Genomic DNA, 24,582 nt, shown 5'->3' with positions numbered 1-24,582 from the left:
GCGGCGGTGGTTCGTGACTCACCCGATCGGGGTGCGTTGAACCGGTTATGGAGCCGGAGATCGATGTCGAAGTAGGCCTGTGGGATGCCGAGTTGGAGTCGCTGCTGCTCCGGGTGGGAGAGCGGTTCGGCCGCGTCGAGCCGCGGCGGCGGATGCGGGACTACGTCCGCGGCCTGTTGGGACCGGTAGGTCGGAAGAACAGCTGGCAGTTGGCCGAGCACGCAGGCAACGCCACTCCCTACGGGTTGCAGCGGCTGCTGTCGTGGTGCCAGTGGGAACCCGACGAGATCCGTGATGACCTGCAGAATTACGTTGCTGAGCGGCTCGGGCAGCCGGACGGTGTGCTGATCGTCGACGACACCGGCTTCCTCAAGAAGGGCACCATCTCCGCCGGAGTACAACGCCAATATTCCGGCACCGCAGGCCGCACGGAAAACTGCCAGATCGGGGTGTTCGCCGCCTACGCCTCCGCCAAGGGCAGGGCCCTGGTGGACCGCGAGCTCTACCTGCCCAAGTCCTGGACCGGAGATCCGGACCGGTGCCGCGCCGCCCGAATCCCGGAGGGCAGGTCCTTCGCGACCAAGCCGGAACTCGCACGCGCCATGGTCCGGCGGGCGCTGGACTCTGCCCTGCCGATCGCCTGGGTGACCGCCGATGCGGCCTACGGACAGGAGTGGCACTTCCGGCAGATCCTGGAGGAAGCCCGCGTCGGATACGTCCTGGCGGTGCCCAAGTCCCAGCAGGTCAAGACGCCTGCGGGCAGTTGGCGCATCGACCATGTCCTGGCCGGCGCCCCGGCCGAGGCGTGGGAGCGGATCTCCTGCGGGGACGGGGCGAAGGGGCCGCGGGTCTACGACTGGGCCGCGGCCAAGCTGCCCACCATCGACGGTTGCGATCCCACCCACTACCGCTGGGTTCTGGCCCGCCGCAGCCTGGCGCGTCCCGAGGAGATCGCCTACTACCTCGCCTTCGCCCAGGCAGACGTCACGGTAGCCGAACTCGTCTGGGTCGCCGGCGCCCGGTGGGCCATCGAGGAGTGCTTCCAGGCCGCGAAGAACGAATGCGGCCTGGATCAGTACGAAGTCCGCCGCTACGTCGGCTGGTACCGCCACATCACCCTGGCCATGCTCGCGCACGCCTTCCTGGCGGCGATGACCGCCCATGCCCTCGAAAAGGGGGCCGGAGAAACGGTTCGAGCAGCCTCGTTCCCCTCACCGTGGCAGAAATCCGAAGGCTGTTGGACCTTGCCCATTCCTCCGCAGCCCGGCACCACTCACCTCGGCGCCGTCTCCACTGGTCCCGATGGCGACGCCGCCACCAGGCCGTCGCCCGCCACTGCCACTATCAGCACCGCGCGCACCCCGATCGGGTGAGTCACGAACCACCGCCGCCCTGACGAGGCGTCAGCCAATTACACACCAAAAGAGCCACCTGACCAGGGCATATGGAGAACCGCAACTGGAGTACTAGGCGCCGTGCGGATTCCATGACCGGAGGCGAGACGCCTGGTCCCAGTGGCCTTCACCATGGTGACCGTTGCAGGTCGCTGTGCGCACGGACTTCGGCCCTCCAAGCGGGCTTGCTGATCACGCTCCTGGTCCTGTGCGCCTTTGCCCACGGAGCTATAGAGCAATGAGACCGGCTGCCGTCTCCTTGAAGCCGCAGGCATCGAAATAGAACGAACGCAGGTGCTCCTCGAAGTCGACGTGGAGCCACTCGCACTTCGCAGCACGGGCTTCGTGGGCTGCGGTTGCGACCAGGGCGGCACCGATACCGCTCGCCCGGCGATGCCGTGCGACCACTGTGTCCAGGATGAAGGCATGGACGCCACCGTCCCAGACGACGTTCACGAAGCCGATCAGGGACCCGTCCTCCCAGGCGCAGACCCAGCCGAGACTGCGACGTTCAAGTCGTTCTCGCCAGTCGGTCTGAGCGACCGGGTGGTCGAATCCGTCAGCGTGGAGCGCGTTGAGGGCAGCGTTGCCGAAGTCACCCCGCCACTCGTACTTGATCGTCACCCCTCGATCGTAGTGTCCGTCGCGATGGCCGCGCCAAAGCCAGTGGCTGGGTTTCGGTACGAGGAGAAGTTCCGGCTTGATGTGTGGGGTCGGTTCAGGCCCTGTTGGGCACAGATCTCGTCCCGTTGGGCATGGGCGCCGGTTTCGGCGGGCCGATCCGGATGATTGCGGGTCTCGGACACAGGGACCCATACTGTGGCGGGTCATACGGGGGGAGACCGGCGAGTTGAGCGGGAGACGTGCGCCTACCGCAGTGCGTGGAACCGCGCACCATGGACTGGTGCTGGGGGCCGCGGGCCTTGCGGTGCTGCTCGCCGCCACCGTCCTGGCCGCGCTCGCGGCGCTCACCGAGAAGGCCGTCGAGGGCGGGATACAGCGACGGCTGGCCCGTGATCCGGGGGCGGTGGTCGAGGTCTCCGGAGCGTACCGGCCGCGCGGTGCGGGAGAAGTCGATGGCCTGGTACGCGCTGCCGTCGACCGCGCCTTCGGTGGCGTACCGCATCACACCTGGTCCGCGTTACGGGTCCCGGCCAGCCGGTCCGCCGCACTCAGTGTGACCGAGGCGGACGGCCGTCGGCGGGACGACGCTGTCGCCACTCTCGTTGCCCTTCAGGAGCCGCAGCGGCATGCCGAGTTGGTGTCCGGGCGCTGGCCGCGGACGGGTGGCGGTGGTGGGGTGGTCGAGACCGCGGTGAGTGAGGTGTTTGCCGCGGAACTCGCGGTGCGGCCCGGCGACGAACTGCGGGTGCAGCCCGACAGCGGGCGGCAGGTCCGGATGCGGGTGGCCGGGCTGTACCGGGTGGGCGGCCGCAGCCCGGCCGTCTGGGCGAGTCTGAGTCCCACCTTCAGGACGCCCGAGTCGATGGTGCTGGTGTCGCGTCAGGCGCTTGCGGCGGTGCCGGATCTGACCAGGGACGCCGATGCGTTGTGGCTGGGTGTGCCGGACACAGGCGGGCTTGGGCTCGGTGACATCGGGCCGTTGCAGCGGCGTGCCGACGCGTTCGGCGGCAGTGACGTTTCGCTGTCCGTCTTCCGCGGTGCTCCGCTCACGGCCGAGCTGGAGGTCAGGTCCACGCTCGACAACGCTCTCGACGACCTGACGACCCCGATCGCTGTGGCGCGTGCCGGTCTCTACATTCCGGCGACGCTGCTCGCTGCCCTGGCTGTGGCTGCTCTCGTACTCACTGCGCGTCAGCTCGCCGAGCACCGTCGTGCCGAGCTTGCGTTGCTCGCCGCGCGGGGTGCCGGAACGTTACGGCTGGCTGTGGCAACGGCGTTGCAGTGGGCGGTGGTTGCGGTGCCGGCGGGAGCGGCCGCGCCGTTCCTTGCCGGTCCGCTGTTGCGTCTTCTGGACGGGGCCGGTCTGATTCCTGGCGATGTGCCGGCGACGGCGACGTTGGCGGCGGGCTGGGTGGCAGCGCTGCTGGCTGTTGTGGTGCACGGTACGGCGTTGCTGTGGCCGACCATCCGGACCGTGCGTGACCGGCAGGCGGTGCGCAGGCTCCGGCTGCGCCTGGGACGGTTCGCGGGGGCGCAGCGGCTGGGCGCGGATGTGGCGCTGGCCGCTGTTGCGGTGCTGGGCTGGCTGCAGTTGCGGCAGTACCGGTCGCCGGTCACCGGTGGGGGAGTCGACCCGGTGCTGGTGCTTGCGCCGGTGGCGATGACGTGTGCAGCGGCGTTGCTGGTGCTGCGGGCGCTGCCACTGGCCGCGCGTATCGCGGATCCCCTCGCGCGGCGCGGCACCGGACTGGTGCTGCCGCTGGGCGGCTGGCAGATCGCGCGGCGTGCTGCGCGGCATGCCGGTCCGGCGCTGCTGGTGACACTCGCCCTGGCCGTTGCCGCGCTGAGCAGCACCGCACTGGCCATCCTGGACCGTGGCGACCACGACCAGGCGGTGTTCAGGGTCGGTGCCGACCTGCGGATCGTCCCGGGTGAGCGGCTCGCGACGGCCGAGCGGCGCGCCGCGTACGGCGCACTGCCGGGCGCCGGGGCGGTGACTCCGATGGTGGAGGCGAACGGTTACCTCGGCCAGAGCTGGGTCACCGTCACCGGTGTCAACACCGCACGCGGCCCAGCCCCGGCCCTGCGTCCCGACCTCAGTGACCGGCCGGTGTCCGAGCTGATCGCTCCGCTGGGCCGGAACATTCCCGTCCACGGGCTGCCGTTGAGTGGTGCGGCGGGTGAACTCCCGTTGCGTGTACGACTGTCCGCCGACGGGCCAGGCACCCCGGTGCCCCTCACGCTCACCGTGCACTTCGTGGACGCCGATGGTCTCACCCGAGCGAGCGAGGCCGTCCTCAAGGACACCGGTGGTGCGGCCCGTACCGTGCGCCTGAAGGTCCCGGTCGCCCGCGAAGGCGCACGGATCGTCCAGCTCGGGGTGAGCATGACCGGCGAGAGAGTACGGCGTACCTACCACTTCTCCGTCGACCGCGTACCCGGCCTCACCCGGCCTGCTGCCTGGCACGACCTGCGTACCGACGCCCCGGACCGGAAGATCGCCGGATGCCCTGGTGCCAGGGCACGCCGGCTGCCCGGGAGTGCTCCGGGGCCGGTGCTGTGTTCCGACCGGTCGGCGCCCGGCACGCTCCTGGACGCTGTGCTGCGCGGACCGGACACCACGCTCAAGTACCCGACCTGGAGCGTGCGGCTGGGCACCGACCGTGCCAAGGGGAGTCCGCCTGTGCCCGCGCTGGCCGACCGCATGCTGCTGTCCTCGGGCGTTGCCCGGGTGGGGGACACGGTCACAGTGCAGCGCGCCGGCGGCGGCACGGCCCGCATCAGGATCGTAGGGACGATCGACGCGGTGCCGGGCGCGGACCGTGACCGGCCGCGGCTGCTGGCCGACTCCCGGGCGTTGGCCGCCCAGTTCGTGCTCGGCGGAACCCTGCCGGCTGCCGATTCCGCCTGGTGGGTGGCCGCCGAGAACGGGGACGCGGCGGCCGCGCTGAGGGCTGTGCGTGCCGATCCCCGCCTGGGTACGGCTGTCGACGTGCCGCAGATGCGGGCCCGACTGGCCGCCGATCCGCTGCGGCAGGGGGCACGCGGGGCACTGACCCTGTGTCTGGTCCTGGCGCCCGCGTTCGCGGTCGTCGGCTTCACGCTGCATACGGCGCTGTCGGTACGGGCCAGGACGCGGGAGTTCGCGTTGCTGCGGGCTTTGGGTGTGCGGCGTGGGCAGTTGGCGGCGTATCTGTGGACGGAGCAGCTGGTGCTGGCTGCGGTGGCGGCGGTGCTGGGCACGGTGCTGGGGACCGTGCTGGCTGCACTGGTGATGCCAGTGGTGACGGTCGATGACACCGGCAGGCCGGTTTACCCGGGGCTGCTCACCGACGTGCCCTGGGCGCGGGTGGCTCTCACGGCGGGGGCGACGACGCTGGTGATCTGCGCGGTCGTGACGGTCGCCGCTCGCTTTTTGGGGCGGGTCGATCTGGCGCGGGTGCTGCGCGCGGGGGAGGACCGGTGAAGGTGAGGCGCTCGGTACGGCCGCTGCGCTGGGTCGCTGTGCGCGAGGTGCGCGCCGATGTGCCGTTGCTGGTCTGCCTGGCTGTGCTGGTGGCGCTGCTCACCGCGGTCGCCGCCGCAGGTCCCGGACTCCTGGAGCGGCTCGCCGGGCGGGCTCTGGCCTCGCGGCTGGAGCAGGAGCAACAAGTGGAGCCCGGCATCCTGTTCAGCGCGCGGTTCGAGCCGGCGGACAGCGCGGACGCCGATGCCTGGGCGAGTGACCTGGCCGAGGACCTGCTCCCGGTCACCGAGGTGATCGCCAACGCGGCTCCCGATGCCCTGAACGGCGGCCTCGTGCACGACTCGACGCGGGTGGAGCTGCCGCTCCTGCGCACCGCTGCGGGAGCGGGGGAGGTGGGTCTGGGCCTGGTGTATGCCTCCGACGCGCCCGGGCGCGGGGCCTACGTGGAGGGGCGGCCGCCCGCCCGGCGCGGTAAGGGTGTGGAGATTGCCGTCTCCACCCGGACGCGTGATGCGCTGAAGCTGCGGCTGGGGCAGGAACTCCCGCTCAGTCCCGGCGCGTTGGAAAATGTCCAGGCCACCGCTGTGGTCGTCGGGTTCTTCACTGCGGACGGCTCCGGCAGCAAGGGTGCTGACGCGAAGGGCGCCGGCGCTGCAGGTGGGGACCGGTTGTGGCATGAGGTGCCGTTGCTGGCGGGCCCGTCACGGTTTCCGCCGCGTAGCGCTGCCGGGCTGGACTGGGAGGCCCGCGCGCTGGTGGCGCCCGGTACTGTCACGGCTCTGCAGGCGCAGGCCGGGGCGGTCCTGACGGTCACGTGGGGAATGCGCCTGGATCTTGATGAGGGGACCGCCGCACGGTTCGCGGGGGAGCGGGGTCAGGGGGAGCTGCAGCGGCTGCTGGTGCGTTACCCGGATGACGCGCGGTCCGTCTTCTGCGGTGACATCGCCGACTACGGCGGTATGTTCTGCGAGATCGGCCCGCACCCGGCTTCCACCCTGCAGCACAGCACGCATCTTCCCGACGCGCTCGCCGACTTCGGCCGGCAATGGCGCCAGGGCCGCGCCGTGATCTCCTTCGCGCTGGCGTCCCTGCTCGTCGTCGGCCTGCTCGCCGCCGCGGTGACCGCGCTGCTCGCGGTGCGCCGCAGCCTGGACGCGCATCGGCTGCAGCGTGCCCGCGGCGCCTCCGCGACGGGCCTGGCGCTGGCGAGGGCGGTCCATACGGCGCCGGCCGTGCTGCTCGGGCTCGTGGCGGGCATCGCCGCCGCCCGCTCGCTGCCCGGCCCTTCGCCCGCCTACGGGCAGGCGCTGCTGGTGGCCGGGCTGGTGTGGTTGTTGCTGCCCGCGCTGACCTGGCATGCCCTGCGCGACCGAACCGCGCGCACCGGACACGGCCCGGCCCCGCACGCGGCGGGCCGCCGCCTGACTGCCGAGGCAGTGGTCCTGCTCCTGGCCGCGGCCGGTGTCGTCGCGCTGCGGACGCGGGGGACGGCTGCCGAGGCCGGACCGGACCCGCTGCTGGCCGCGGTGCCCGCGCTGCTGGGACTCGCAACCGTCGCTGTGCTGGTGCGCTGTTACCCGCTGCCGGTACGGATCCTGGCGCGCTTCTCGGCCCGCAGACGCGGCGTGGTGACGCTGATCGCGCTCTCCCGGGCAGCGAAAGAAGCGCCCGCGCGGGCCCTCGCCCTGCTGGTCCTGGTGGTGACCTTGGCCGGAGCCGTGTTCGGCGGCTTCGTGGCCGGGACACTGGCGGAGGGGCGCCGTGAGGCCGCCGGATGGCAGGTCGGCGCGGACGCCTCCTACCTCGGCGCACAGCGCAGCCCTGCCGTCGCCGAGCGGCTGGCCCAGGTGCGCGGGGTACGCGAGACCGTCAGCGTCCGGCAGCTGCGGGTGGACCCGACGAGCGCGACCAGCGGCAGCCGGTACGGCATCGCGAGCCTGGTCGGCATCGACGGCGCACGCCTGCGGGCGGCAGCGCCTCACTCGCCCGCGGCCCGCGCACTGGACGCCGCCGGGCTCACCGGCCCGCGGCCCGGTACGGACGTCCGGGTGCTGGCCACCGGGGCCCGCGCGGGCGACCGGCTCACCATCACCTTGCACGGCAGGAAAATGCACCTGCGTGTCGCCGGCCCCCTCCCCGACGACGTACTCCAGGACCCGGCGCTGGGTCCGGTCCGCGGCACAACACCGTCCAGGGAACGACTGCTGCTCGCCGACAACCGTGACCTGACGGCGATCGGGGCCAGCGACTTCGAGGGGTCCTCGCTGCTGCTGTACGGCCCGCACCTGGACGTACAGACGTTGCGGTCCCTGGTGCCGCGCGCCGGCCACGACACGGCCGTCGGCGAACTGCGTATCCGCTCCGAGGAGCAGGCCGATGCCGCGGCCGACGGCATGATCAGCGTCCTGCGGGCCGCGCACACCATGTGCACCGCACTCGCCGTGCTCCTGGCCCTGCTGGCGCTGGTTCTGGAACTGCTGCTGTCCGCCGAGGCGCGCGGCCGCACCACCGCCTACCTGCGCACACTCGGCCTGGGCAACCGTGCCACCTCGGCGCTGCATCTGCTGCAGTTGCTTCCGATGGTGGTGGCGGCGGTGGCGGGCGGCACCGCCCTGGGCCTGACGCTGCCCTCTCTGCTCGGCCCCGCCCTGGATCTGCGGGAGTTCACGGGCGGACCCGCCGCCCCCACCCCGCATCCCGACCTGCTGCTGACCGCTGCTCTGGGCGCAGGCCTGGGCGTGCTGGTGGTGGTGGCGGTGGGTGTGGAGACCTGGATCGGACGGCGCCGCGGGCTCGGCGCGGTCCTGCGACTGGGGAGGAACGGTGACTGACCCTCACGCCGGCGACCTGCGCCACCTGGAAGACAGAGCCCGCGAGGCCGTCCGCCCGCACGCGGACGAGGGGCTCGTCGTGTGCGACAACCTGGTCCGCGTCTACCGCACCGACGAGGTCGAGGTCCAGGCCCTCCAGGGCCTGGACCTGGTGGTCGAGGAGGGCGAGTGCACGGCGCTCGTCGGCGCGTCCGGATCCGGCAAGTCGACCCTGCTGTCCATCCTCTCCGGACTCGACCTGCCCACCGCGGGCCGCGCCCGGGTCGCCGGGCACGACCTGCTCGCGCTGGGGCGGCGAGAGCGGCTCGGCTACCGCCGCCGCACCGTGGGCTTCGTCTGGCAGCAGACCGGACGCAACCTGCTGCCCTACCTGACCGCCCTGGAGAACGTGGCACTGCCCATGAAGTACGTACGTGTGCCGCGCCGTCAGCGTGCCGCGCGTGCCGCCGAACTCCTCGACGTCCTCGGCGTCGCCTACTGCCGCGACCGGCGGCCGGCCGAGCTGTCCGGCGGCGAACAGCAGCGAGTGGCCGTCGCGGTCGCCACGGCCAACACCCCGCAGGTGCTGCTCGCCGACGAGCCCACCGGCGAGTTGGACACCGCCAGCGCCGAGGAGGTGTTCGCCGCGCTGCGCCGCGCCAACGAGGAACTGGGCGCCACCGTCCTGGTAGTCACCCACGACCCCCTGGTCTCCGGGCAGGTCCGCCGCACGGTCCGCATCCGCGACGGCCGCACCTCCACGGAGACCCTGCGCGGGCCGGGCGGTGGGGGCGCCGAGGAGTACACGGTCCTGGACCGCGCGGGCCGCCTCCAACTGCCCCGGGACTACGTGGAGCGCTACGGCCTGAGCGGCCGCGTCCGCCTGACCGAGGAACCGGACCATGTGGGGGTGTGGCCCGACCGCACCGAACAGCCGCCCGGCCCCAATCCCTTGACGTGACCGACGGGAATGCCTCGACCGCCGGTCGTGTGGTCCGTCAGCCGCAGTGGCTCAAGCGGCGCCGTGTTCAGGAACGTGTCGGATCTCCTGGCCTGGCACGGCTTCTACGGGGCGACCTGCTGGCATCGCGACACAGCGCCCCAGGCGGGGTGATTGGCCAGCCGTCGACAGGGGCTGTGTCGGCCTTGTGGGCGTGCCATCGGCGCACCGGGCGGGTGGCACCACTTGCCCGTGGCGGAGACCGTGAGGTCTCCGGACTTGCGCAGGGATCCGACAACTCCACTCTTCGCGTGAGCCGTTGTAAGACCCGATTGCGGGCGGAGGGAAAGCGAACGCGACCCCTGCTCGTGATCAAGACGTCGAGCAGCTTGATCATCAGAGGTCGCGTTCGCCGTCACGCTGGGACAGCAGCGGCTCCAGGCCGCGGCGCCTGCTCGGGCCCGAACGCTCGGTGTCCACGCCTTGGCCGGTGATCGGACATCCCTCAGTCCCGCCCGCGTGACTCCGCGGCGCGCCGCGCCAACGCGTCGAAGACCACCGCGGTGAGCAGCACTCCACCGGTGATCATGAACTGGACCGCGGGCTCGACTCCGAGCAGCGCCATGCCTGAGGCGATCGACTGGATGATGAGCACTCCCAGGAGGGCGGACCAGGTCGAGCCGCGTCCGCCGAACAGGCTGGTGCCACCGATGACGGCAGCGGCGATGGCGTTGATGAGCAGCATGCCGGAGCCTGGGACCTGGGTTGCCGAGGTGAGGCGCGACGCGACGAACAGGCCGCCGACTGCGGCCAGGGTCCCCGACACCAGGAACACGGCGATTCGCACGCGTGCCACGTAGACGCCGGCCCGCCGGGCCGCCTCCACACCGCCGCCCAGGGCGAGGACCTGCCTGCCGTAGGTCGTGCGGCGCAGGAAGAGGTCCGAGGCGACGATGACTCCGAGGAAGATCAGGAGCGCCAGCGGCAGGCCCTCGAACCGGCCCAGCACGTAGATGGTGGCGAACGCGACCACCGCGAGCAGAGCCGTACGCGCCCAGATCTCGCGCACCCGCCGGTAGGGCATCCCGACGGCGCTGCGGCGCCTGCGGTCGTGGTAGGAGAGGAGCAGGTACGCGACCGTACCGAGCGCCGCCAGGCCGTAGGTGACCACGGCGGCGCTGAAGTAGCGGCTGGTCAGCATGGCGACCAGCCCGGCGTCGCTGAAATTGATGGAGCTCTCCGGCCCCAGCAGGTAGAGCATCAGGCCGTTCCAGGCCAGCAGGCCCGCGAGGGTGACCACGAACGCGGGTACGCCGATCTTGGCGAAGAAGAATCCGTGGACGGCCCCGGCTGCCGCACCGCAGATGACCGCGATGATCACGGCGAGCCATTCGGGCATTCCAAGGTTCACGTTCAGCGACGCGAAGAGGGCGCCCGCCAGACCGGCGAGCGAGCCCACCGACAGGTCGATCTCTCCGATCAGCAGCACGAAGACGATGCCGACGGCGATCATGCCGGTCCCGACAATGTCCACGCTGAGGACGGACAGGTTGCGTGAGGAGAGGAAGTTGTCGTTGAGGCCCTGGAAGACCATCCAGGTCACGGCGAGAGCGAGCAGGGCCGGGGCCGGGCCGAGTTCGGCTTCGTGCAGTCTGCGGCGTACCACGCCGGCGTTCGCCCTGAGACGGTCGGCAGCGGGCGAGGCATCGGCGCCGCGCGCCCGCGTCCTCCTCCACCTCACGGCCATGCCTCCTCCGCGTGGGTCGTGCGGTGGGCGACGGCATTGTCCGTCGCGCCGGTGATCGAGGAGATGATCTGTTCCTGGGAGGTGGTGTTCACGTCGAACAGGCCGTTGTTGCGGCCGAGGCGCAGCACGGCGATGCGGTCCGCGACGGCCTTGATGTCACCCATGTTGTGGCTGATGAGGAGCACCCCGGAGCCACGGTCGCGCACCTGCTCGATGAGGTCGAGGAGCTGATTGGTCTGCTCGATGCCCAGGGAGGCGGTGGGTTCGTCGAGCAGGAGCAGCTTGGGCGCGCTCAGAAACGAGCGGGTGATTGCGACGACCTGCCGCTGGCCGCCGGACAGCGTGGCGAGCGGCGCACGTACGTCGGGGATGCGGATGGACAGGGTTTGCAGCAGCTCGCGGGTGCGGCGCTCCATCTCCACCTCGTTGAGGATGCCGAGCCGGTGGATTTCCCGGCCGAGGTAGAGATTGCCGACGACGTCGAGGTTGCCGCACATTGCGAGGTCCTGGTAGACGGTCGAGATCCCGAGGATCTGGGCGTCCTGGGGGCGCTTGATCTGGACGGCATTGCCCTGCCACTCGATGACGCCCTTGTCGGCGGGACCGACCCCCGAGATCACCTTGATGAGGGTGGACTTTCCGGCGGCGTTGTCGCCCACCAGGGCGACCACCTCCCCGGCTCTGATCTCCAGCTCGACGTCCACCAGCGCCTGGACGGCAGCGAAGCGCTTGGAGACGCCGCGCAACGCCAGCAGGGGCTGTGCCGGCACGTGGCCACCTCCTTCCGCCTTCGCGGAAGCTCATGGAGTGAGTCCGGCCTTGTCGCAGGCGGACCGGAGCTTCGCAGTGCAGATCTGGTCGATTGTGTACATACCATCCTTTACCAGAGTGTTCTTGATGTTGCCGACCGTCACTGAGATCGATGGGAGCAGGACCGCAGGGATGTCCTTGGCGGTGACGCTGTCGACGGTGCCGGTGGCGATGGAACCGACCGTCTCGCCGCGCCCCAGCGCGACGGCCATCTCGACGGCGGCGTCGGCCGCCGGCTTGAAAGGCTTGTAGACGGTCATGTACTGGTCGCCCCTGACGATGCGCCGCACGGCCGGGAGATCGGCATCCTGGCCGGTGATCGGGGGCAGCGGTCTGACCTCTGCGGCGTTGAAGGCGGAGACCACGGCGCCGGCGAGGCTGTCATTGGCGGCCAGAACGCCGTCGATGTTGCCCGCGCCCAGGGCGGCGATGGCGCCGGTCATGTTGACGTAGGCGTTCTCCGGCCGCCATCCGACGGTGTCGTACGACTTGCCGATCTTCACCTTGTCCTTGAGGGCGGAGAGGGCTCCCTGCTTGTACCAGTCGGCATTGGGGTCGGGCGTGGCGCCGTTCATCATGACGATCTGGCCGCCGTTCGCCTTTGTGCCCATGGCCTTCAGGAGCCCCTCGCCCTGAAGCCTGCCGACCGTCGCGCCGTCGAAGGTGACGTAACCGGAGATCGGGCCCTGCGCGAGCCGGTCATAGGCGACGACCGGGATACCGGCTCGGTGTGCGGCCTCGACCGTCGAGCGCAACCCCTTGGCGTCGACGACGGCGATGATCAGGACATCCACACCCCTGGTGATCATGGCCTCGAGCTGCTGCCGCTGGACCGCCGGTTCAGGCGTGGCAGCGACGGTCGCCGCCGGGCAGTCAGGGCACAACTGCTTCAGCTTCTGCTCGATCAGCGGCCGGTCGAACTGCCCGAAGCGCGAGGCCCCGCCGCCCGGGAGCAGTACGCCGACGGTGAGGCTGTCGCCGCCGCCCTCACCGCCCCCGCCCCCGACCCCGCCGCAGGCTCCGGTCAGGGCCAGGCCGGCGGCAACCGAGATCGCCACAGACGCACGGGTGAGGGACCTGCGCTTCACGACCGGAAGGCTGACACCGAGAAACATTTTCGGTTCCTTAGCGAATTTTGCCCCATTATCCCCAGTATTGGGAGCTTAGTGCCCAAGCGTAGTCAAGGCATCGCCGTCGTCCCGTTCAGGTCCGGCGCTCGTCTGGCAGTACCGGGCGGGGCCCGGATGTGACGACGGCGGTACGACGGCCATGCCGAGGACAACCAGCAACTTGTGCTCGTGCTGCGCCTTACGGGACGCGCGGCCGGCCGGTTGAGAGACCAGTCGCGGCTGTGAGTGGTGTCGACGTGCACGTGAACGCTTCCGCAAGCACGCCGACAAGCGGTGCAGTGCGGAGCCGGTCGCCCTCTGGTACCAGCTGTTACCATCTGGGTATGGCGAAGTCACAGAAGGGCTGGCGCGTCGACGACGAGATCGCGGAGCTGGCTACGGCCCGGGCCAAGGATCGCGGCATGAGCGTCGGCGACTACATCGCTGCTCTCGTGCGAGAAGACGTCGGCGGGCTGCGTCAACGAGGCGTGGACGCGGCGAGGCGCTTCCTCGACGAGCACCAGGCGGTCTTCGACGACGTTGAAGACGCCGACCGTCGTTCCTCGGGGGCTCACGCCGCCTGATGGACCTGTACATCGATGTCCCCTGGATCCTGCAGGTCGCGGAAGTGGCGGGTGCGGCGGATCCCGCCCCGGACGACTACGGGGTGCCCGTGGCTGCGGTCGCCTGTCACCGGGCCGAACTGCTGGAAACACCTGTCTACGACGGTCCCTACGCCCGTGCCGCCGCGCTGGTGCACATCCTCGGGCGCTGCCGCTGGCTGGAGCGCTCCAACATGGCTGTGGCCGCCGCGACGGGCGTGATGTATCTGGAGGCCTCCGGGATCCCGGTCAAGCCCACTCGCGAGAACGCCGTCGCCCTCCGCGACATACTGCGTGATCCCACCTGCACTGCCGCCAGGATCGCCGCCCTGTTGCGCACCTGGCCCCAGGCCACCTGATCGGAGCTGCCTCACCGGTGCGACGGACTGGGAGCGCGAGAAGCGGCCCCGGCGCGGCCCACGTCATGCATGAACCTCTGTAGTGGTCAGGTCGAGGCTGACGCAGCGGGCTCGGGTCCTTCAGGTCCAGGGCCTGTCGTTCGTTCATCGCGACCCGAGCGGAGTCTGGCACGCACATGTGCGGCGTTGGCGTCGGTTGCCATGCTCCGCATTGATGCCCTCCTCCGCCCTGTGGTTGCACGCACCAGACCTTGCTCGGGTCGGACAAGAGGTACCGCACCTCACTCACAGCCGGGCTGATCCAAACGACGGCCCTGGTGCCGCGTCACGGAAGCTCCGCCGATGAGTTTCCGGCGGTTGTGCCGTCTACCCTTCGACGAAGGGAGCGCACCATGCGCGAGATCATCGTTTGCACGTTCCTGACGCTGGACGGCGTCATGCAGGCGCCGGGCGGTCCGGACGAGGACGCCGAGAGCGGCTTCGAGTACGGCGGCTGGCAGAAACCGGTGGCCGACGACGAGGTCGGCGCGGCCATCGCCGGTTGGTACGAGCCTGCCGACGCGATGCTGCTGGGCCGCAAGACGTACGAGATCTTCGCGTCGTACTGGCCGACCGCCGATCCCGACAACCCGTTCACCAATCGGATGAACAGCATGCACAAGTACGTGGCGTCTCGGACCCTGACGTCCGTCGAATGGCAGAACTCCACGCTGCTGGAGGGCGACACCGTCGATGCCGTGCGGAAGCTGAAGGCGTCCGACGGCGGCAACATCAACGTCGTCGGCAGCGGCGACCTCGCCCAGACCCTCATGCGGCACGGCCTCGTCGACGAGTACCGGCTGACCATCCATCCGGTGATCATCGGCACCGGTAAACGGTTGTTCGCCGACGGAGCGATCCCCACTGCGCTGCAGCCGGTCAGCGTCTCGACGACGAAGGGCGGCACCATCGTCGGTGCCTACCGGCCGAACGGCAAGCCCAGTTACGACAGCTACTGAGCGGTTTCGTTCGGATCACCGAGCTGATCAGAGGAGGATGCCCGCGACGTGGAGTCCGGCGGCCAGGTGGATGGTCGCGGTCTTCTCGTAACGGGTGGCGATTGCCGCGCCATTGCTTCAGGCGGTTGATGCACCGCTCGACGGTGTTGCGCTGCTTGCAGGTCTCGCGGTCGAAGGCAGGTGGCCTGCCGCCCCGGCATCCCCGCCGCAGCCAGTGACGCTGCAGATCACGCGGAAGGGATACGCCTTGTCGGCCAGGACCATGTCCGGCCTCGTGCGGGGCCGTCCACGGCGGCGGGGAACGCGCAGGCGTGCCATCACTTCCGATCCCGACGTCCTTCGGTACACGTGAGACACCCCGTCGGCCCGTGGGCTCAGGAGAGGGCGGTGACCAGCAGGGTGAAGGCGGCGATGATGACGGCGACGCGGACGTAGTGGAGGCGGTCCCAGCGGTTCATCTGCTGCTTCCAGTCGGCGGGGAGGCCGTCGGCGGTCCACGTCTTGACCCGGTTGTTGATCGGGACGAGCAGCACGATCGACATGACCACGCTGACGATCAGCAGTGCGGCGGCGGTGACGACGAGGCCGGCGCCGTGGTCATGCCATCCGGCGATGGCCCAGACTGCTGCGAGGACGAGCGAGCCGATGTACCAGAACGGCATCACGGTGCCGAGCAGCCGGGCCCCGTGGGTGCGGCCGCGGAGGCCGTTGTCGCCGGGGAGGCCGTCGAGGATCGGGTTGACGAAGAAGGCGACGGAGAACTCCACCCCCACCATCACGCCGACGGCCACGGTGGTGAAGACCTCGAGTGCATTGAGCATGATGACCCCTCCTGGGATCTAGCACCGCTAGATGATGAGGCAACGCTAGCCCTGTCGACGCTCGATTGTCTAGCGATGCTAGAATCTCCCCATGTCGGTACAGGAACGCAAGGAGCGCGAACGGGCGGGCCGTGAACGCCTCATCTTGGCGACGGCCCGCGAACTCGCCGAGCAACAGGGCTGGGACGCGGTCACCACGCGCCGGCTCGCCGAGCGCATCGAGTACAGCCAGCCCGTCCTCTACAGCCACTTTCGCGGCAAGCGCGAGATCATCGGCGCCGTCGCCCTGGAGGGCGCCGCCGAGATGGCCGCGGAGCTGCGGGCCGCGGCCTCCGCCGCGGACGGCTCGCGCGCCCGGGTCGCGGCCCTCGCCCGCGTCTACCTCGACTTCGCCGAACGCAACCCGGCGGTCTATGAGGCCATGTTCCAGCTCGACGGCGGCCTGGCGTTCGCGAAGGAGGAAACCCCGGAGCCTCTGAAGGACGCCTTCGCCGCCCTGCTGGAGAGCCTCGGCGAGGTTGCTGGGGACGGCGTCCACCCGGCGCTGTTCACCGAGGTGTTCTGGGCGGCCCTGCACGGAGTGGCGACCCTGACCCGTGCGGGACGGCTGCCGCCGGGAGACGCCGAGCGGCGGGTGGAGCTGCTGGTGGACCGGCTCGCCATGGTCTGACGCGCCGTCCGGGCGGGCAGCCGGGCTCTTCCTGCCCCGGCTGCCCGCCTACGGCATCGCCTCCGGTCACGCTGCACAAGGTGCAGCCGCAGATCTCCGGGGCCCGCGCTCCTGACGGGGCTCCAACCTCGGGCCCTGCAGTTCCTTGGCGTGTCGGCGCTTCGGCCTGCACCGCCCGCACCTCGGGCCCGCCCCTTCGGCTCGGTGTCGCACGTGCGGTATCCGGGGCCGGCTGGCCAGAGACTCGGAATTCCGAACCACCAAGCCAGGGCGGCTCAGTGGTCGGCCAGGCGCGTGGGTAGGGCATGTGCAACGCCTCGGCCGTCGTCGGGGTGTGGTCGGCGGCTGCGTGCAGGCGTCCGTCGCGGAGGACGACCGCGCCGCTGCTGAGCATGGTCGTGACCAACTCGGCGGTGAGGAACTCGGGGGACACGTCCAGGAAGCGGGCGGCGTCGGTCAGCCAGGTTCGGGCAAGGAGGTACGGCTCGACCTCGTTGACCGGGATCCCTTCGCGGATCATCAGGGCGAATGCGAAGATCCGCCGTGCGCCGTACCAGACTGCTCCGCCGGGGTCGTCGACGAGGCGCTGGGCCCGGCGCAGGGTGGTGGCGGGCTCGGTGGGGATCGGGCCGTGGGAAGGAAGGATCATGCGCGGGGCGAGGTCGGCCATCCGCTTCAGGGAGGTGAGCGCGGTGGTGGCGGCGTCGGGGCCGTCGAGGGCGGCGTTGACCCAGCCGACGTCGTAGTCCGACATCGCGTCCCCGACGACGAGGAGCCGCTCCTCCGGCTGCCACAGGGCCAGATGGCCCGGGGTGTGGCCGGGGGTTCTCAAGACTTCCCAGTCGGTGTCCCCGAGGCAGAGAACCTGTTTGTCGTCGAGCGCGAGGTCGACGGTGTACGGGGCGACGGGCTGGTCGAGGTATTCGGCAGCGCAACATCCCGGGTCGCGGCGGGAGATCGCCTCCGCCTCCGGTGCCCCGGCCGCGATCGCGGCGCCCTGAGCCTGGAGGAGGGCGTTGCCGCCGACGTGGTCCGAGTGCCAGTGGGTGTTCACGACGAGGGCGACATTGCCGGCCTGGGAGCGGGCCCGGGCCGCGGTCTCCTGCGCGTGCGCGACGAACCCGCTGTCGATCAGGGTTGGTTGCCGTCCTGGGAGCAGGAGCGTGTTGGCGTCGGGGAACGGGCGCTGCCACCACGTGACCCAGGCCGGCAACGACGGCGCGTCCGGGTGGGGGCTCACTCCGGGCTCACTCGGCGGGCCTGTTCGCGCGGATCAGGGTCTGCTGGCCGTTGGCGACGAGCTTGCGTTCGCCGTCACCCTGGATGCCGTACACCTCCAGTCGGCAGACGGTCAGGGTGCGGCCGGGCTTGAGGACGGTGCCGACTGCCTCCAGGTGGTCACCGGCCGCGGGGGCCAGGAGGTTGATCTTGTACTCGACGGTGAGGACTTCGGAGTCCTCCTCGAACAGGGTGAGGGCGGCGTAGCCGCCGGCGGTGTCGGCGATGGCGCTGGTGGCGCCCGCGTGGACGTAACCGTGCTGCTGTGTCACCTCAGGGCGGGCCGGGAGCACGATATGTACGCGGCCGGGCCCGATGTGGGCGAGGCGTGCGCCGAGATGGGTCATGAGGCCCTGACGGTCGAAGCTGTCCTGGACGCGCTTGCGGACCGCTGGGCTCGCCTGCTCCTGCTGTGTCCGGTCTTCCACGTGCGTGCTCTCCTTCAGCTCCGTGTCGGGCGGATCGGGGCGGGTCCCTCAGCCGACCAGACGTTCCACCAGCAGGAGGGCGCTGATGGCGATCATCATGGCACCGCTGATGCGGGTAACAGTTCGGGCGGCCGAGAGTCGGGTCTTCAGGACAGTGCGGGCCAGGACGCCGACGGCGAGGTAGACGACGGCGCACGCGGTCAGGTGCACCATGCTGAGCAGCCCGGTCTGCGCGGCGACCGGCCAGCCGACACCGGCGTGGATGAACTGCGGGAACAGCGAGAAATACAACAGCAGCGCCTTCGGGTTGAGACCGCTGATCCCGAGCCCCGTGAGCATGGTCTGCACGCGGGAGGTGTCCGCGCTCTCTTTGCCTGCCGTCGGTACGGCGGGCTGCCGCAGCACGCCCCAGCCCAGCCACAGCAGGTAGGCGGCGCCTGCCACGATCAGGGTGGTGAGCGCGGCCGGGGAACTGGCCACGATCACCGCCAGGCCCGCGACGGCCACCAGCGCGTAGGCCGCGTGTCCGGCGACCAGCCCGATGACGGCGGGGGCGACCGAGCGTCCCCGCAGTCCGGCGGAGATGGCGTACGCCCAGTCCGCGCCCTGGGGTGAACACCAGCAGCAGGTCCACCACCAGGAAGGCCACCAGCGTCGTCGTATCCATCGAACGTTCCCTCTCATGCTTCTTGCTCTGAGAGGGAAGGCTAGGGCGGATCTGCCCGAATGTGTTTGCCTATCTACCCGGTGATCGCGCGATGTGGGGGAGAATCTTCTTCATGGATGCTCTGGACCGGAAGATTCTTGCCGAGTTGCAGCTCGATGGCCGTCTGACCGTCACCGAACTGGCCGCCCGAGTGCAGCTCAGCGTCTCGCCCTGCCACCGTCGCTTGCGCGACCTCGAACGCGAGGGTGCGATCCGCGGCTACAGGGCCGTCGTCGATCCGGCCGCCGTCGGCCTGGACTTCGAAGCCCTCGTCTTCGCCACCCTGCGCTGGGAGAGCCCCGACACCGTCACCGCCTTCGAAGAGGCGGTAGCCGGTATCCCGCACGTCCTCCAAGCCCAGCGCCTCTTCGGCGAACCCGACTACCTCCTGCGCGTCGCCACTTCCGACCTGGTCGCCTTCCAACAGCTGTACGACCAGCAGCTCGCCCGACTGCCCGGGGTCCAGCGCCTGACCTCCACCCTCGTCATGAAGAACGTCATCGACGACCGCCCCCTACCCGAGTAGGACCGCTACCGTGAGCCCGGTCGCCACGAAGGCCAGGTCAGGGGCTCTACCGGCCGCGCACTGGGTGGACCTGGACGTCTTGCCCAGCGGTTCCGCAGTTACCTCACCCCTCCGACAAAGAGTGTGGTGTGGATGTCGTGGCTGGTTGTCGCAGCAGTTGTTCGATGAGGCGTTCCTTGGCCAGGGCGAGGTGACGCCGGTAGGTGCCGTAGGGCACCCCCAGTCGTCGGGCGGCGGCCTTGTGGGTGCGGGAGGCCACGATGTAGGTGGCGGTGAGAGCCTCGTGCGCCTTGACGCCCGCGGGGTCGATCTGCAGCGCGTCGAGGGCGGTGATGATGGCGCCGCGCAGGTCCGCGACCGGGTCGGGTGATCCCGGCGGCACGAGACGGGAGTGCAGCAGGACGCTGGTCGCGAATTCGCGGGGGGTGTGCCAGGTGCGCAGCGCCTCGAGCACGCCTTCCTCGAACGCGGCGCGCGGTAACTGGTCGCCCGGGCCACTCACGGAGGCGGTTGCGGGCCATGTCGCCAAGGGCGTGACCGCTGCACGAGCCCGCTGTTGCACCCACTGTTCCACTGATTGACGTCGCCAGTCCCGGCCGAAGATGTGCTGTTGCTTCCCGTCGACGTCCACGGCCGCGACCTCCGGCATCCCGGCCTCGGCGAGGTAGCGCCCCCACCGGTCGGCGTCTTCGAAGACCGTGAAGGTCACCGCGCGTCCGTGGGTCCTCATCTCCTCGCCGATGGTGCGTCGGCTGGTGAGCTCCATCAGGGGTGAGGGCCGCTGGTGCCCGCCGGGTTGCACCGCGAAGCGGCGGATGCCCAGGTGCCCGCCCGGCCTCAGGGGAGCGGCCGCCTCCACGAGGTCCCAGACTTCTGCGATCACCGGGTCCTCGGCGCGGTCCTCGGGCAAGGGTGCGTCCAGCCGCAGAATGGCCATGAATGACGCAGGTGTGGAGGAGCCCACATAGCGATGGACGCGGAAGGCCTCCGGTTGGCGGCGCACCCAGTGCGCGACCGCTGCCGCTGATGCCGGGCCCTCCGCTTCCTCGGCCATGCGCAGCACGTCCGGCACGTCTTCGGTCCGGAGCGGAGTGTCTTCGATGTGCGGGTGTGTCCGGTAGTTGTACAGATCTTCCGGTCCGCCCTGGTGACGGAAGAGGAACATCCACTCCGCAACCCGCAGCAGTGCGTCCCCTTCGGTGGCGCCGCGCACCGCCTGGAGGCCCGCGAGCGATATGCGGGCGCGGACGTCGTCGTAGCGCTCGGGGTCCCGCCAGCGCAGGTCGGCCTCGAGGGTCGCCCGCACCGCGTCGTGCGGGTGCAGTCCTTCGGGTGTGGCCTCGATGTAGGGCAGCTGGCGCAGCCAGGAGAACACCGTGTCGGTGTCCTCGTCACCCAGTACTGCGCGCAGCAGGGGCTCGCGGGTGACGTAGGCCTGCGCGACCACCTCGAGGGCGCGCCGGTAGACGGCGCTGGGCAGGTCGCCCACCAGTCGCTCGACCAGGGTCGTCAGGACGTCGCCGGTCGGTTCCCACGGTGCGCCGGGAGCGGCCGGGGGGACGGAGGCGGCCAGCGAGAGGGCGAGCGGGCTGCCTCCGGCGAAGGCGACGAACGCGCCGCGCTGCTCGGCGGGGACACCCCGGGCAGCGAGCAGGGCGTGGGACTGGGCGGTGTCGAGCGGTCGCACGGCCAGTGCGGTGAACAGCTGTGCCCACCCAGGGTCCAGTGACCATTCGGCGTCGGGGGAGACCCTGCCGGCCACGACCACGATCGCACGGTCGGCGAGCTGCAGCAGGAAGGTCTCGCGCAGCCACGCCTCGAGTGGCTGACACTGCTCGAAGGTGTCGATGAGCAGCACCGCACCGGGTTCGGTACACGCCGGGGCCGCGAGCTCCTCGAACCGGCGCGGGTCAGCGTCGAGGAACCGGCCGTCCACGTGCACCACGCGGCGGCCGGTGAGCTCGGCCTGCCGGGCGGCGTAGCGCACCAGCGAGGACTTGCCGATGCCGCCGGGACCGTACATGAACGCCACGAGCGGAGCGTCCGCCGCGCCCGACAGCATCCGGTCGAGCACCGCCCGCTCCGGCTCCCTGCCCACCAGCGCACCGGCTCGAGCCTGCGCCAGCCGGCCCGCCAGGCCCGCCACTCCCAATCCGCGTTCCTCTCTGGTTTCCGTCATGCCTCCAGCGCCGCGTTCTTCACCGGCGGCTGCCCGTCGCCGGCCCGTCATCTCGCCGGGCACATCGTGAGCTGGGTGGAGCAGTCCGCGAACCTCGACCGGTGGACCGATCCTGCCGCCCGGCTGATCACGCTCGTCCTGTTCCGCTGCCGTCGCCGGGGCTCCGAGAATGTCGAGTCCTTAGGCTCCACCTTTGCGGCGGCGAGGCGCGGCAGAGCGAGGTGGCGTCGAGCGCATGTGGTCGCGTACAGGCGCCAGCAGGTCCGCGAGAGCCTTGGCGTCGTCGCGCGAGAGCGGCTCGAACAGGAGGCCGCTGACCACCTCGACGTGACCCGGCAGCACCTTCGCAAGCAGCTCGCGCCCGGCATCGGTGATGGTGACGGTGATGCTCCGCTCGTCGTCCGGTGAGGGAGCGCGGACGACCAGGCCCTCCTTTTCGAGCAGACCCACTTGGTAGGTCAGGCCGCTGCGGCTGTAGACGACGCCGTCGGCCAGGTCGGTCATGCGGTGGCTGCCCGTCGGCGAGTCTCCGAGCCGGGCGAGCAGTTGGAACTGCACATAGCTGAGATCACCGGTCTCGCGCAGCTGCTGCTCGACCGCATGCCGGAGCAGGCTGGTCACCTCGACGAGGTCGAAGTAGGCGCCGAGCTGCACGGGGTCGAGCGACGGCGGTGAATCAGGCATGACCGGAGTCTACTGCTTCGAATTCGAAGAGTGTGGCGTGGCGCCGGTCCAGCCACCGCAGGCGGAGCTGGAGCTGAACTCCTCCGTGAATTCCGGTGCCGTCCCGGGCGGGTGGATGGGGCGGACGCAGGTTCCATCGGCCCGATGTCGTGACCTCGTGAGCGCACGGTGTGGGCAGTGTTGGGCCCGACTGAGCACCGCAGAACATGGAGATCGGGCAGTGGTGCGGCGCAGGGTTGCGGAAGGAGGACGGCGCCGCCGCCCACGGATCCCGAGGACCGGCCATGAGCATCCCCTACCTCGCACAACGTGAGGACCAGCAGCAACTCGAGTGGATCGGCGGGAGTGTCTTCAGCGTTCTGCTCGACGCCGCGGCGACCGGTGGGCAGCTGACCGTCGGCCGCTTCGACGTCAGCAAGGGCGAGGCGCCGCCGTTCCACGTGCACAACAACGAGGACGAGGTCTTCCTGCTCCTGTCCGGTTCGGCGCTGGTGTGGGCCGGCGACGAGGAGCACGAGTTGCGGGAGGGCGGCATCGCCTTCCTGCCCCGGCGCATTCCGCACGGCTACCGCATCACCTCCGAGAAGGCAGACCTGCTGCTCATCTCGACTCCCGGAGGGCTGGAGAAGATGTTCCGCCACGCGGGCCGTGACCTTCGTGAGCCACGACCGGAGGGCTTCGATATCCCCGCGCAGCTGCTCGCCGAAGCCGCGGAACTGTCCGGCAACGTCGTTCTCGGCCCTCCCCGGTGACGGCACCACGGCCCGGCCGCAGGGAAGAAGCCATGAACACGGTGCCGGGATGAGCACCGCCGCGTGGAGTCCGGTGTCCTTGGCCGTCGTGAGCGCCGGTGTCGGCCATCCGCGTCCGACTCGCCTGCTCGCGGACTGGGTCGCGGAGGCTGTGTGCCGGTCACTGGCGGCCGGCGGTGCGCGCGCCGAGGTGGAGGTGCTGGAGCTGCACCGGCTGACGGCCGACCTCGTCCAGTACTCCGCCCAGGGTCGCGCCAGCCTTGACCTGCGGGAGGCGATCGCGGCGGTCGTGGCGGCCGACGGGCTCGTGGTGGCGACTCCGGTACTCACCGCATCCCCGAGCGAGGTGCTCGACTCGTTCCTCGCCGCCCTCGGGGACAGGCTCCTCTCCGGCGTGCCGGTGCTGCTGGCGCTCAACAGCGGCTCTCGCCGACAGCCACCCAACCTCGCGCAGGTGATACGCAGCTGCCTCACCGACGTGCACGCGGACCCCGTGCCCACGGTCGTCGTCGCGTGCCCCGCCGACTGGCGGGCCACGGCTCACGGTGACGCGGTGCGGTTGCGCGCCTGCATCGACCAAGCCGCCGCCGAACTCGCCGCGGCGATGCGCTCGCACCGGCAGTAGCCGACAGCACTTGCTTCGAATTCGAAGCAGAGGTACCGTCAACACTAGTTGCTTCGAATTCGAAGCAATGTGGATCGCAGCGAAGGTGAGAACCGAAATGAAGGCAGTACGTTTCCACGAGTACGGCGACCCCGGCGTCCTGCGCCATGAAGACGTGGAGCAGCCCGTCCCCGGGGCCGGTGAGGTCCGGATCCGCGTCGCCGCGACGTCGTTCAACGCCGTCGACGGCAACATCCGCGGCGGGTTCATGCGTGGCCCCATCCCGGTGGTGCTGCCGCACACTCCCGGCATCGACGTCGCCGGCACGGTCGACGCGCTGGGCGAGGGCGTGGACGGCATCGCGATCGGCGACGACGTCATCGGCTTCCTGCCGATGGACGGGAACGGCGCCGCTGCGGAGTACGTTCTCGCGCCGGCCGAGGTCCTGACGCCGGCTCCCAAGAACATCCCGCTGCCCGACGCCGCCGCACTGCCGATCGTGGGCCTCACCGCGTGGCAGGCGCTGTTCGACCACGGCAAACTGACGGCCGGGCAACGCGTGCTGATCAACGGCGCCGGCGGAGCGGTCGGCGGCTACGCCGTGCAACTGGCCAAGGGAGCCGGGGCCCACGTGATCGCCACGGCCAGCCCGCGCAGCAGCGAGGCGGTCGAGTCGGCCGGCGCCGATGAGGTTATCGACCACACCACCACCGGAGTGACCGCGGCAGTGACCGAACCGGTCGACGTCGTGCTCAACCTCGCGCCGGTCGACCCGGCCGAACTCGCCGCGCTCGTCACGCTGGTCCGTCCGGGCGGGGTCGTGGTGAACACGACGGTGTGGATGCCCGCGCCCGCCGACGAGGAGCGCGGTGTGCGCGGCATCGACCTGTTCGTCCGCAGCGACGCCGACCAGCTGTCGCGGCTGGTCGCGCTGGTCGACCGCGGGGAACTGCGCGTCGACGTCGCCGAACGGGTGCCGCTGGCCGAGCTGTCGGCCCTCCACGCCCGGGCCGCCGAAGGCGCGGTGCACGGCAAGGTCATCGTCGTCCCGCCTGTCGCCTGACGCCGATCCTCC

General features: G+C 70.6%; 20 protein-coding genes and 3 pseudogenes. 12 read left to right on the top strand and 11 right to left on the bottom strand.

Annotation, left to right across the window (positions count from 1 at the left end):
- Window positions 1-47 precede the first annotated feature (47 nt).
- Window positions 48-1,199, top strand: a pseudogene (locus tag QF035_RS01790) (IS701 family transposase); the annotation flags it as partial.
- Window positions 1,200-1,622: 423 nt separating this feature from the next.
- Here QF035_RS01790 and QF035_RS01785 read toward each other — a convergent pair.
- On the bottom strand, window positions 1,623-2,018 hold the full coding sequence (locus QF035_RS01785) for a GNAT family N-acetyltransferase (protein WP_307517668.1): 396 nt from the start codon (window positions 2,016-2,018) through the stop codon (window positions 1,623-1,625).
- Between the two features lie 280 nt (window positions 2,019-2,298).
- Here QF035_RS01785 and QF035_RS01780 point away from each other — a divergent pair, with 280 nt between their 5' ends.
- From QF035_RS01780 to QF035_RS01770, 3 genes are read left to right on the top strand one after another with little or no spacing between them, the layout of a single operon-like run.
- Complete coding sequence (locus QF035_RS01780) at window positions 2,299-5,484, top strand: ABC transporter permease (protein WP_307517667.1); 3,186 nt, start codon at window positions 2,299-2,301, stop codon at window positions 5,482-5,484.
- Window positions 5,481-8,315 (top strand): FtsX-like permease family protein, encoded by a 2,835-nt coding sequence (locus QF035_RS01775; protein ID WP_307517666.1) that lies wholly within the window; start codon window positions 5,481-5,483, stop codon window positions 8,313-8,315. The genes QF035_RS01780 and QF035_RS01775 overlap by 4 nt, the downstream gene beginning before the upstream one ends.
- Window positions 8,308-9,255, top strand: coding sequence for an ABC transporter ATP-binding protein (locus QF035_RS01770; protein ID WP_373466596.1), 948 nt, complete (start codon window positions 8,308-8,310; stop codon window positions 9,253-9,255). The genes QF035_RS01775 and QF035_RS01770 overlap by 8 nt, the downstream gene beginning before the upstream one ends.
- Before the next feature lie 484 nt (window positions 9,256-9,739).
- Here the strand turns inward: QF035_RS01770 and QF035_RS01765 are convergent, their stop codons facing one another.
- The 3 genes from QF035_RS01765 to QF035_RS01755 are packed head-to-tail and all read right to left on the bottom strand — an operon-like array spanning window position 9,740 to window position 12,906.
- The gene (locus QF035_RS01765) at window positions 9,740-10,981 is read right to left on the bottom strand and encodes a sugar ABC transporter permease (RefSeq protein WP_307517665.1); all 1,242 of its coding nucleotides are present in this window, start codon (window positions 10,979-10,981) and stop codon (window positions 9,740-9,742) included.
- A complete protein-coding gene (locus tag QF035_RS01760; RefSeq protein ID WP_307517664.1) occupies window positions 10,972-11,751 on the bottom strand; it encodes an ATP-binding cassette domain-containing protein in 780 nt (259 codons plus the stop codon). Before QF035_RS01760 ends, QF035_RS01765 begins: the two co-directional genes overlap by 10 nt.
- Before the next feature lie 30 nt (window positions 11,752-11,781).
- Window positions 11,782-12,906, bottom strand: a complete 1,125-nt coding sequence (locus QF035_RS01755) for a sugar ABC transporter substrate-binding protein (protein ID WP_307517663.1) — start codon at window positions 12,904-12,906, stop codon at window positions 11,782-11,784.
- Between the two features lie 338 nt (window positions 12,907-13,244).
- On the opposite strand from QF035_RS01755, the gene QF035_RS01750 reads away from it, so the two are divergent.
- The 3 genes from QF035_RS01750 to QF035_RS01740 all read left to right on the top strand — a co-directional run bounded on the left by QF035_RS01750 (window position 13,245) and on the right by QF035_RS01740 (window position 14,859).
- Window positions 13,245-13,484, top strand: a complete 240-nt coding sequence (locus tag QF035_RS01750; protein ID WP_189844351.1) for a hypothetical protein — start codon at window positions 13,245-13,247, stop codon at window positions 13,482-13,484.
- Window positions 13,484-13,861, top strand: coding sequence for a fic family toxin-antitoxin system, toxin component (locus tag QF035_RS01745; RefSeq protein ID WP_307517661.1), 378 nt, complete (start codon window positions 13,484-13,486; stop codon window positions 13,859-13,861). Before QF035_RS01750 ends, QF035_RS01745 begins: the two co-directional genes overlap by 1 nt.
- A 392-nt stretch (window positions 13,862-14,253) precedes the next feature.
- Window positions 14,254-14,859: a dihydrofolate reductase family protein gene (locus tag QF035_RS01740; protein ID WP_307517660.1), complete on the top strand. Its 606-nt coding sequence runs from the start codon at window positions 14,254-14,256 to the stop codon at window positions 14,857-14,859.
- A 27-nt stretch (window positions 14,860-14,886) separates the two neighbouring features.
- Here QF035_RS01740 and QF035_RS01735 read toward each other — a convergent pair.
- A pseudogene (locus QF035_RS01735) lies at window positions 14,887-15,180 on the bottom strand (IS5/IS1182 family transposase); the annotation flags it as partial.
- 53 nt (window positions 15,181-15,233) lie between these two features.
- Complete coding sequence (locus tag QF035_RS01730) at window positions 15,234-15,680, bottom strand: DUF1772 domain-containing protein (RefSeq protein ID WP_307517658.1); 447 nt, start codon at window positions 15,678-15,680, stop codon at window positions 15,234-15,236.
- A 91-nt stretch (window positions 15,681-15,771) separates the two neighbouring features.
- Between QF035_RS01730 and QF035_RS01725 the strand changes: the two genes are divergently transcribed.
- Window positions 15,772-16,350 carry a TetR/AcrR family transcriptional regulator gene (locus tag QF035_RS01725; RefSeq protein WP_307517656.1) on the top strand — a complete coding sequence of 193 codons (579 nt, stop codon included), beginning with the start codon at window positions 15,772-15,774 and terminating at the stop codon, window positions 16,348-16,350.
- A 643-nt stretch (window positions 16,351-16,993) separates the two neighbouring features.
- Here QF035_RS01725 and QF035_RS01720 read toward each other — a convergent pair.
- From QF035_RS01720 to QF035_RS01710, 3 genes and pseudogenes are all read right to left on the bottom strand, one after another.
- A pseudogene (locus tag QF035_RS01720) lies at window positions 16,994-17,590 on the bottom strand (MBL fold metallo-hydrolase); the annotation flags it as partial.
- Window positions 17,591-17,597: 7 nt separating this feature from the next.
- Window positions 17,598-18,056, bottom strand: coding sequence for a PaaI family thioesterase (locus QF035_RS01715; protein WP_307517655.1), 459 nt, complete (start codon window positions 18,054-18,056; stop codon window positions 17,598-17,600).
- Window positions 18,057-18,104: 48 nt separating this feature from the next.
- Window positions 18,105-18,740 carry a LysE family translocator gene (locus QF035_RS01710; RefSeq protein ID WP_444968426.1) on the bottom strand — a complete coding sequence of 212 codons (636 nt, stop codon included), beginning with the start codon at window positions 18,738-18,740 and terminating at the stop codon, window positions 18,105-18,107.
- A gap of 95 nt (window positions 18,741-18,835) precedes the next feature.
- Between QF035_RS01710 and QF035_RS01705 the strand changes: the two genes are divergently transcribed.
- Complete coding sequence (locus QF035_RS01705) at window positions 18,836-19,288, top strand: Lrp/AsnC family transcriptional regulator (protein ID WP_307517654.1); 453 nt, start codon at window positions 18,836-18,838, stop codon at window positions 19,286-19,288.
- A gap of 103 nt (window positions 19,289-19,391) precedes the next feature.
- Here QF035_RS01705 and QF035_RS01700 read toward each other — a convergent pair whose 3' ends face one another.
- A complete protein-coding gene (locus QF035_RS01700; RefSeq protein WP_307517653.1) occupies window positions 19,392-21,467 on the bottom strand; it encodes an ATP-binding protein in 2,076 nt (691 codons plus the stop codon).
- Window positions 21,468-21,647: 180 nt separating this feature from the next.
- Window positions 21,648-22,151, bottom strand: a complete 504-nt coding sequence (locus QF035_RS01695; protein ID WP_307517652.1) for a MarR family winged helix-turn-helix transcriptional regulator — start codon at window positions 22,149-22,151, stop codon at window positions 21,648-21,650.
- Between the two features lie 284 nt (window positions 22,152-22,435).
- Between QF035_RS01695 and QF035_RS01690 the strand changes: the two genes are divergently transcribed.
- The 3 genes from QF035_RS01690 (at window position 22,436) to QF035_RS01680 (ending at window position 24,570) form a co-directional block, all read left to right on the top strand.
- The gene (locus QF035_RS01690; protein ID WP_307517651.1) at window positions 22,436-22,903 is read left to right on the top strand and encodes a cupin domain-containing protein; all 468 of its coding nucleotides are present in this window, start codon (window positions 22,436-22,438) and stop codon (window positions 22,901-22,903) included.
- 49 nt (window positions 22,904-22,952) lie between these two features.
- Entirely contained in the window at window positions 22,953-23,528 is a 576-nt protein-coding gene (locus QF035_RS01685) for an NAD(P)H-dependent oxidoreductase (RefSeq protein WP_307517650.1), read from the top strand.
- Between the two features lie 97 nt (window positions 23,529-23,625).
- Complete coding sequence (locus QF035_RS01680; RefSeq protein ID WP_307517649.1) at window positions 23,626-24,570, top strand: NADP-dependent oxidoreductase; 945 nt, start codon at window positions 23,626-23,628, stop codon at window positions 24,568-24,570.
- Window positions 24,571-24,582 lie beyond the last annotated feature (12 nt).

This window comes from Streptomyces umbrinus (assembly GCF_030817415.1).
GTDB lineage: Bacteria > Actinomycetota > Actinomycetes > Streptomycetales > Streptomycetaceae > Streptomyces > Streptomyces umbrinus_A.
Note: the sequence above shows the minus strand (reverse complement) of the source record. Positions and strands in the feature narration are given on the sequence as shown.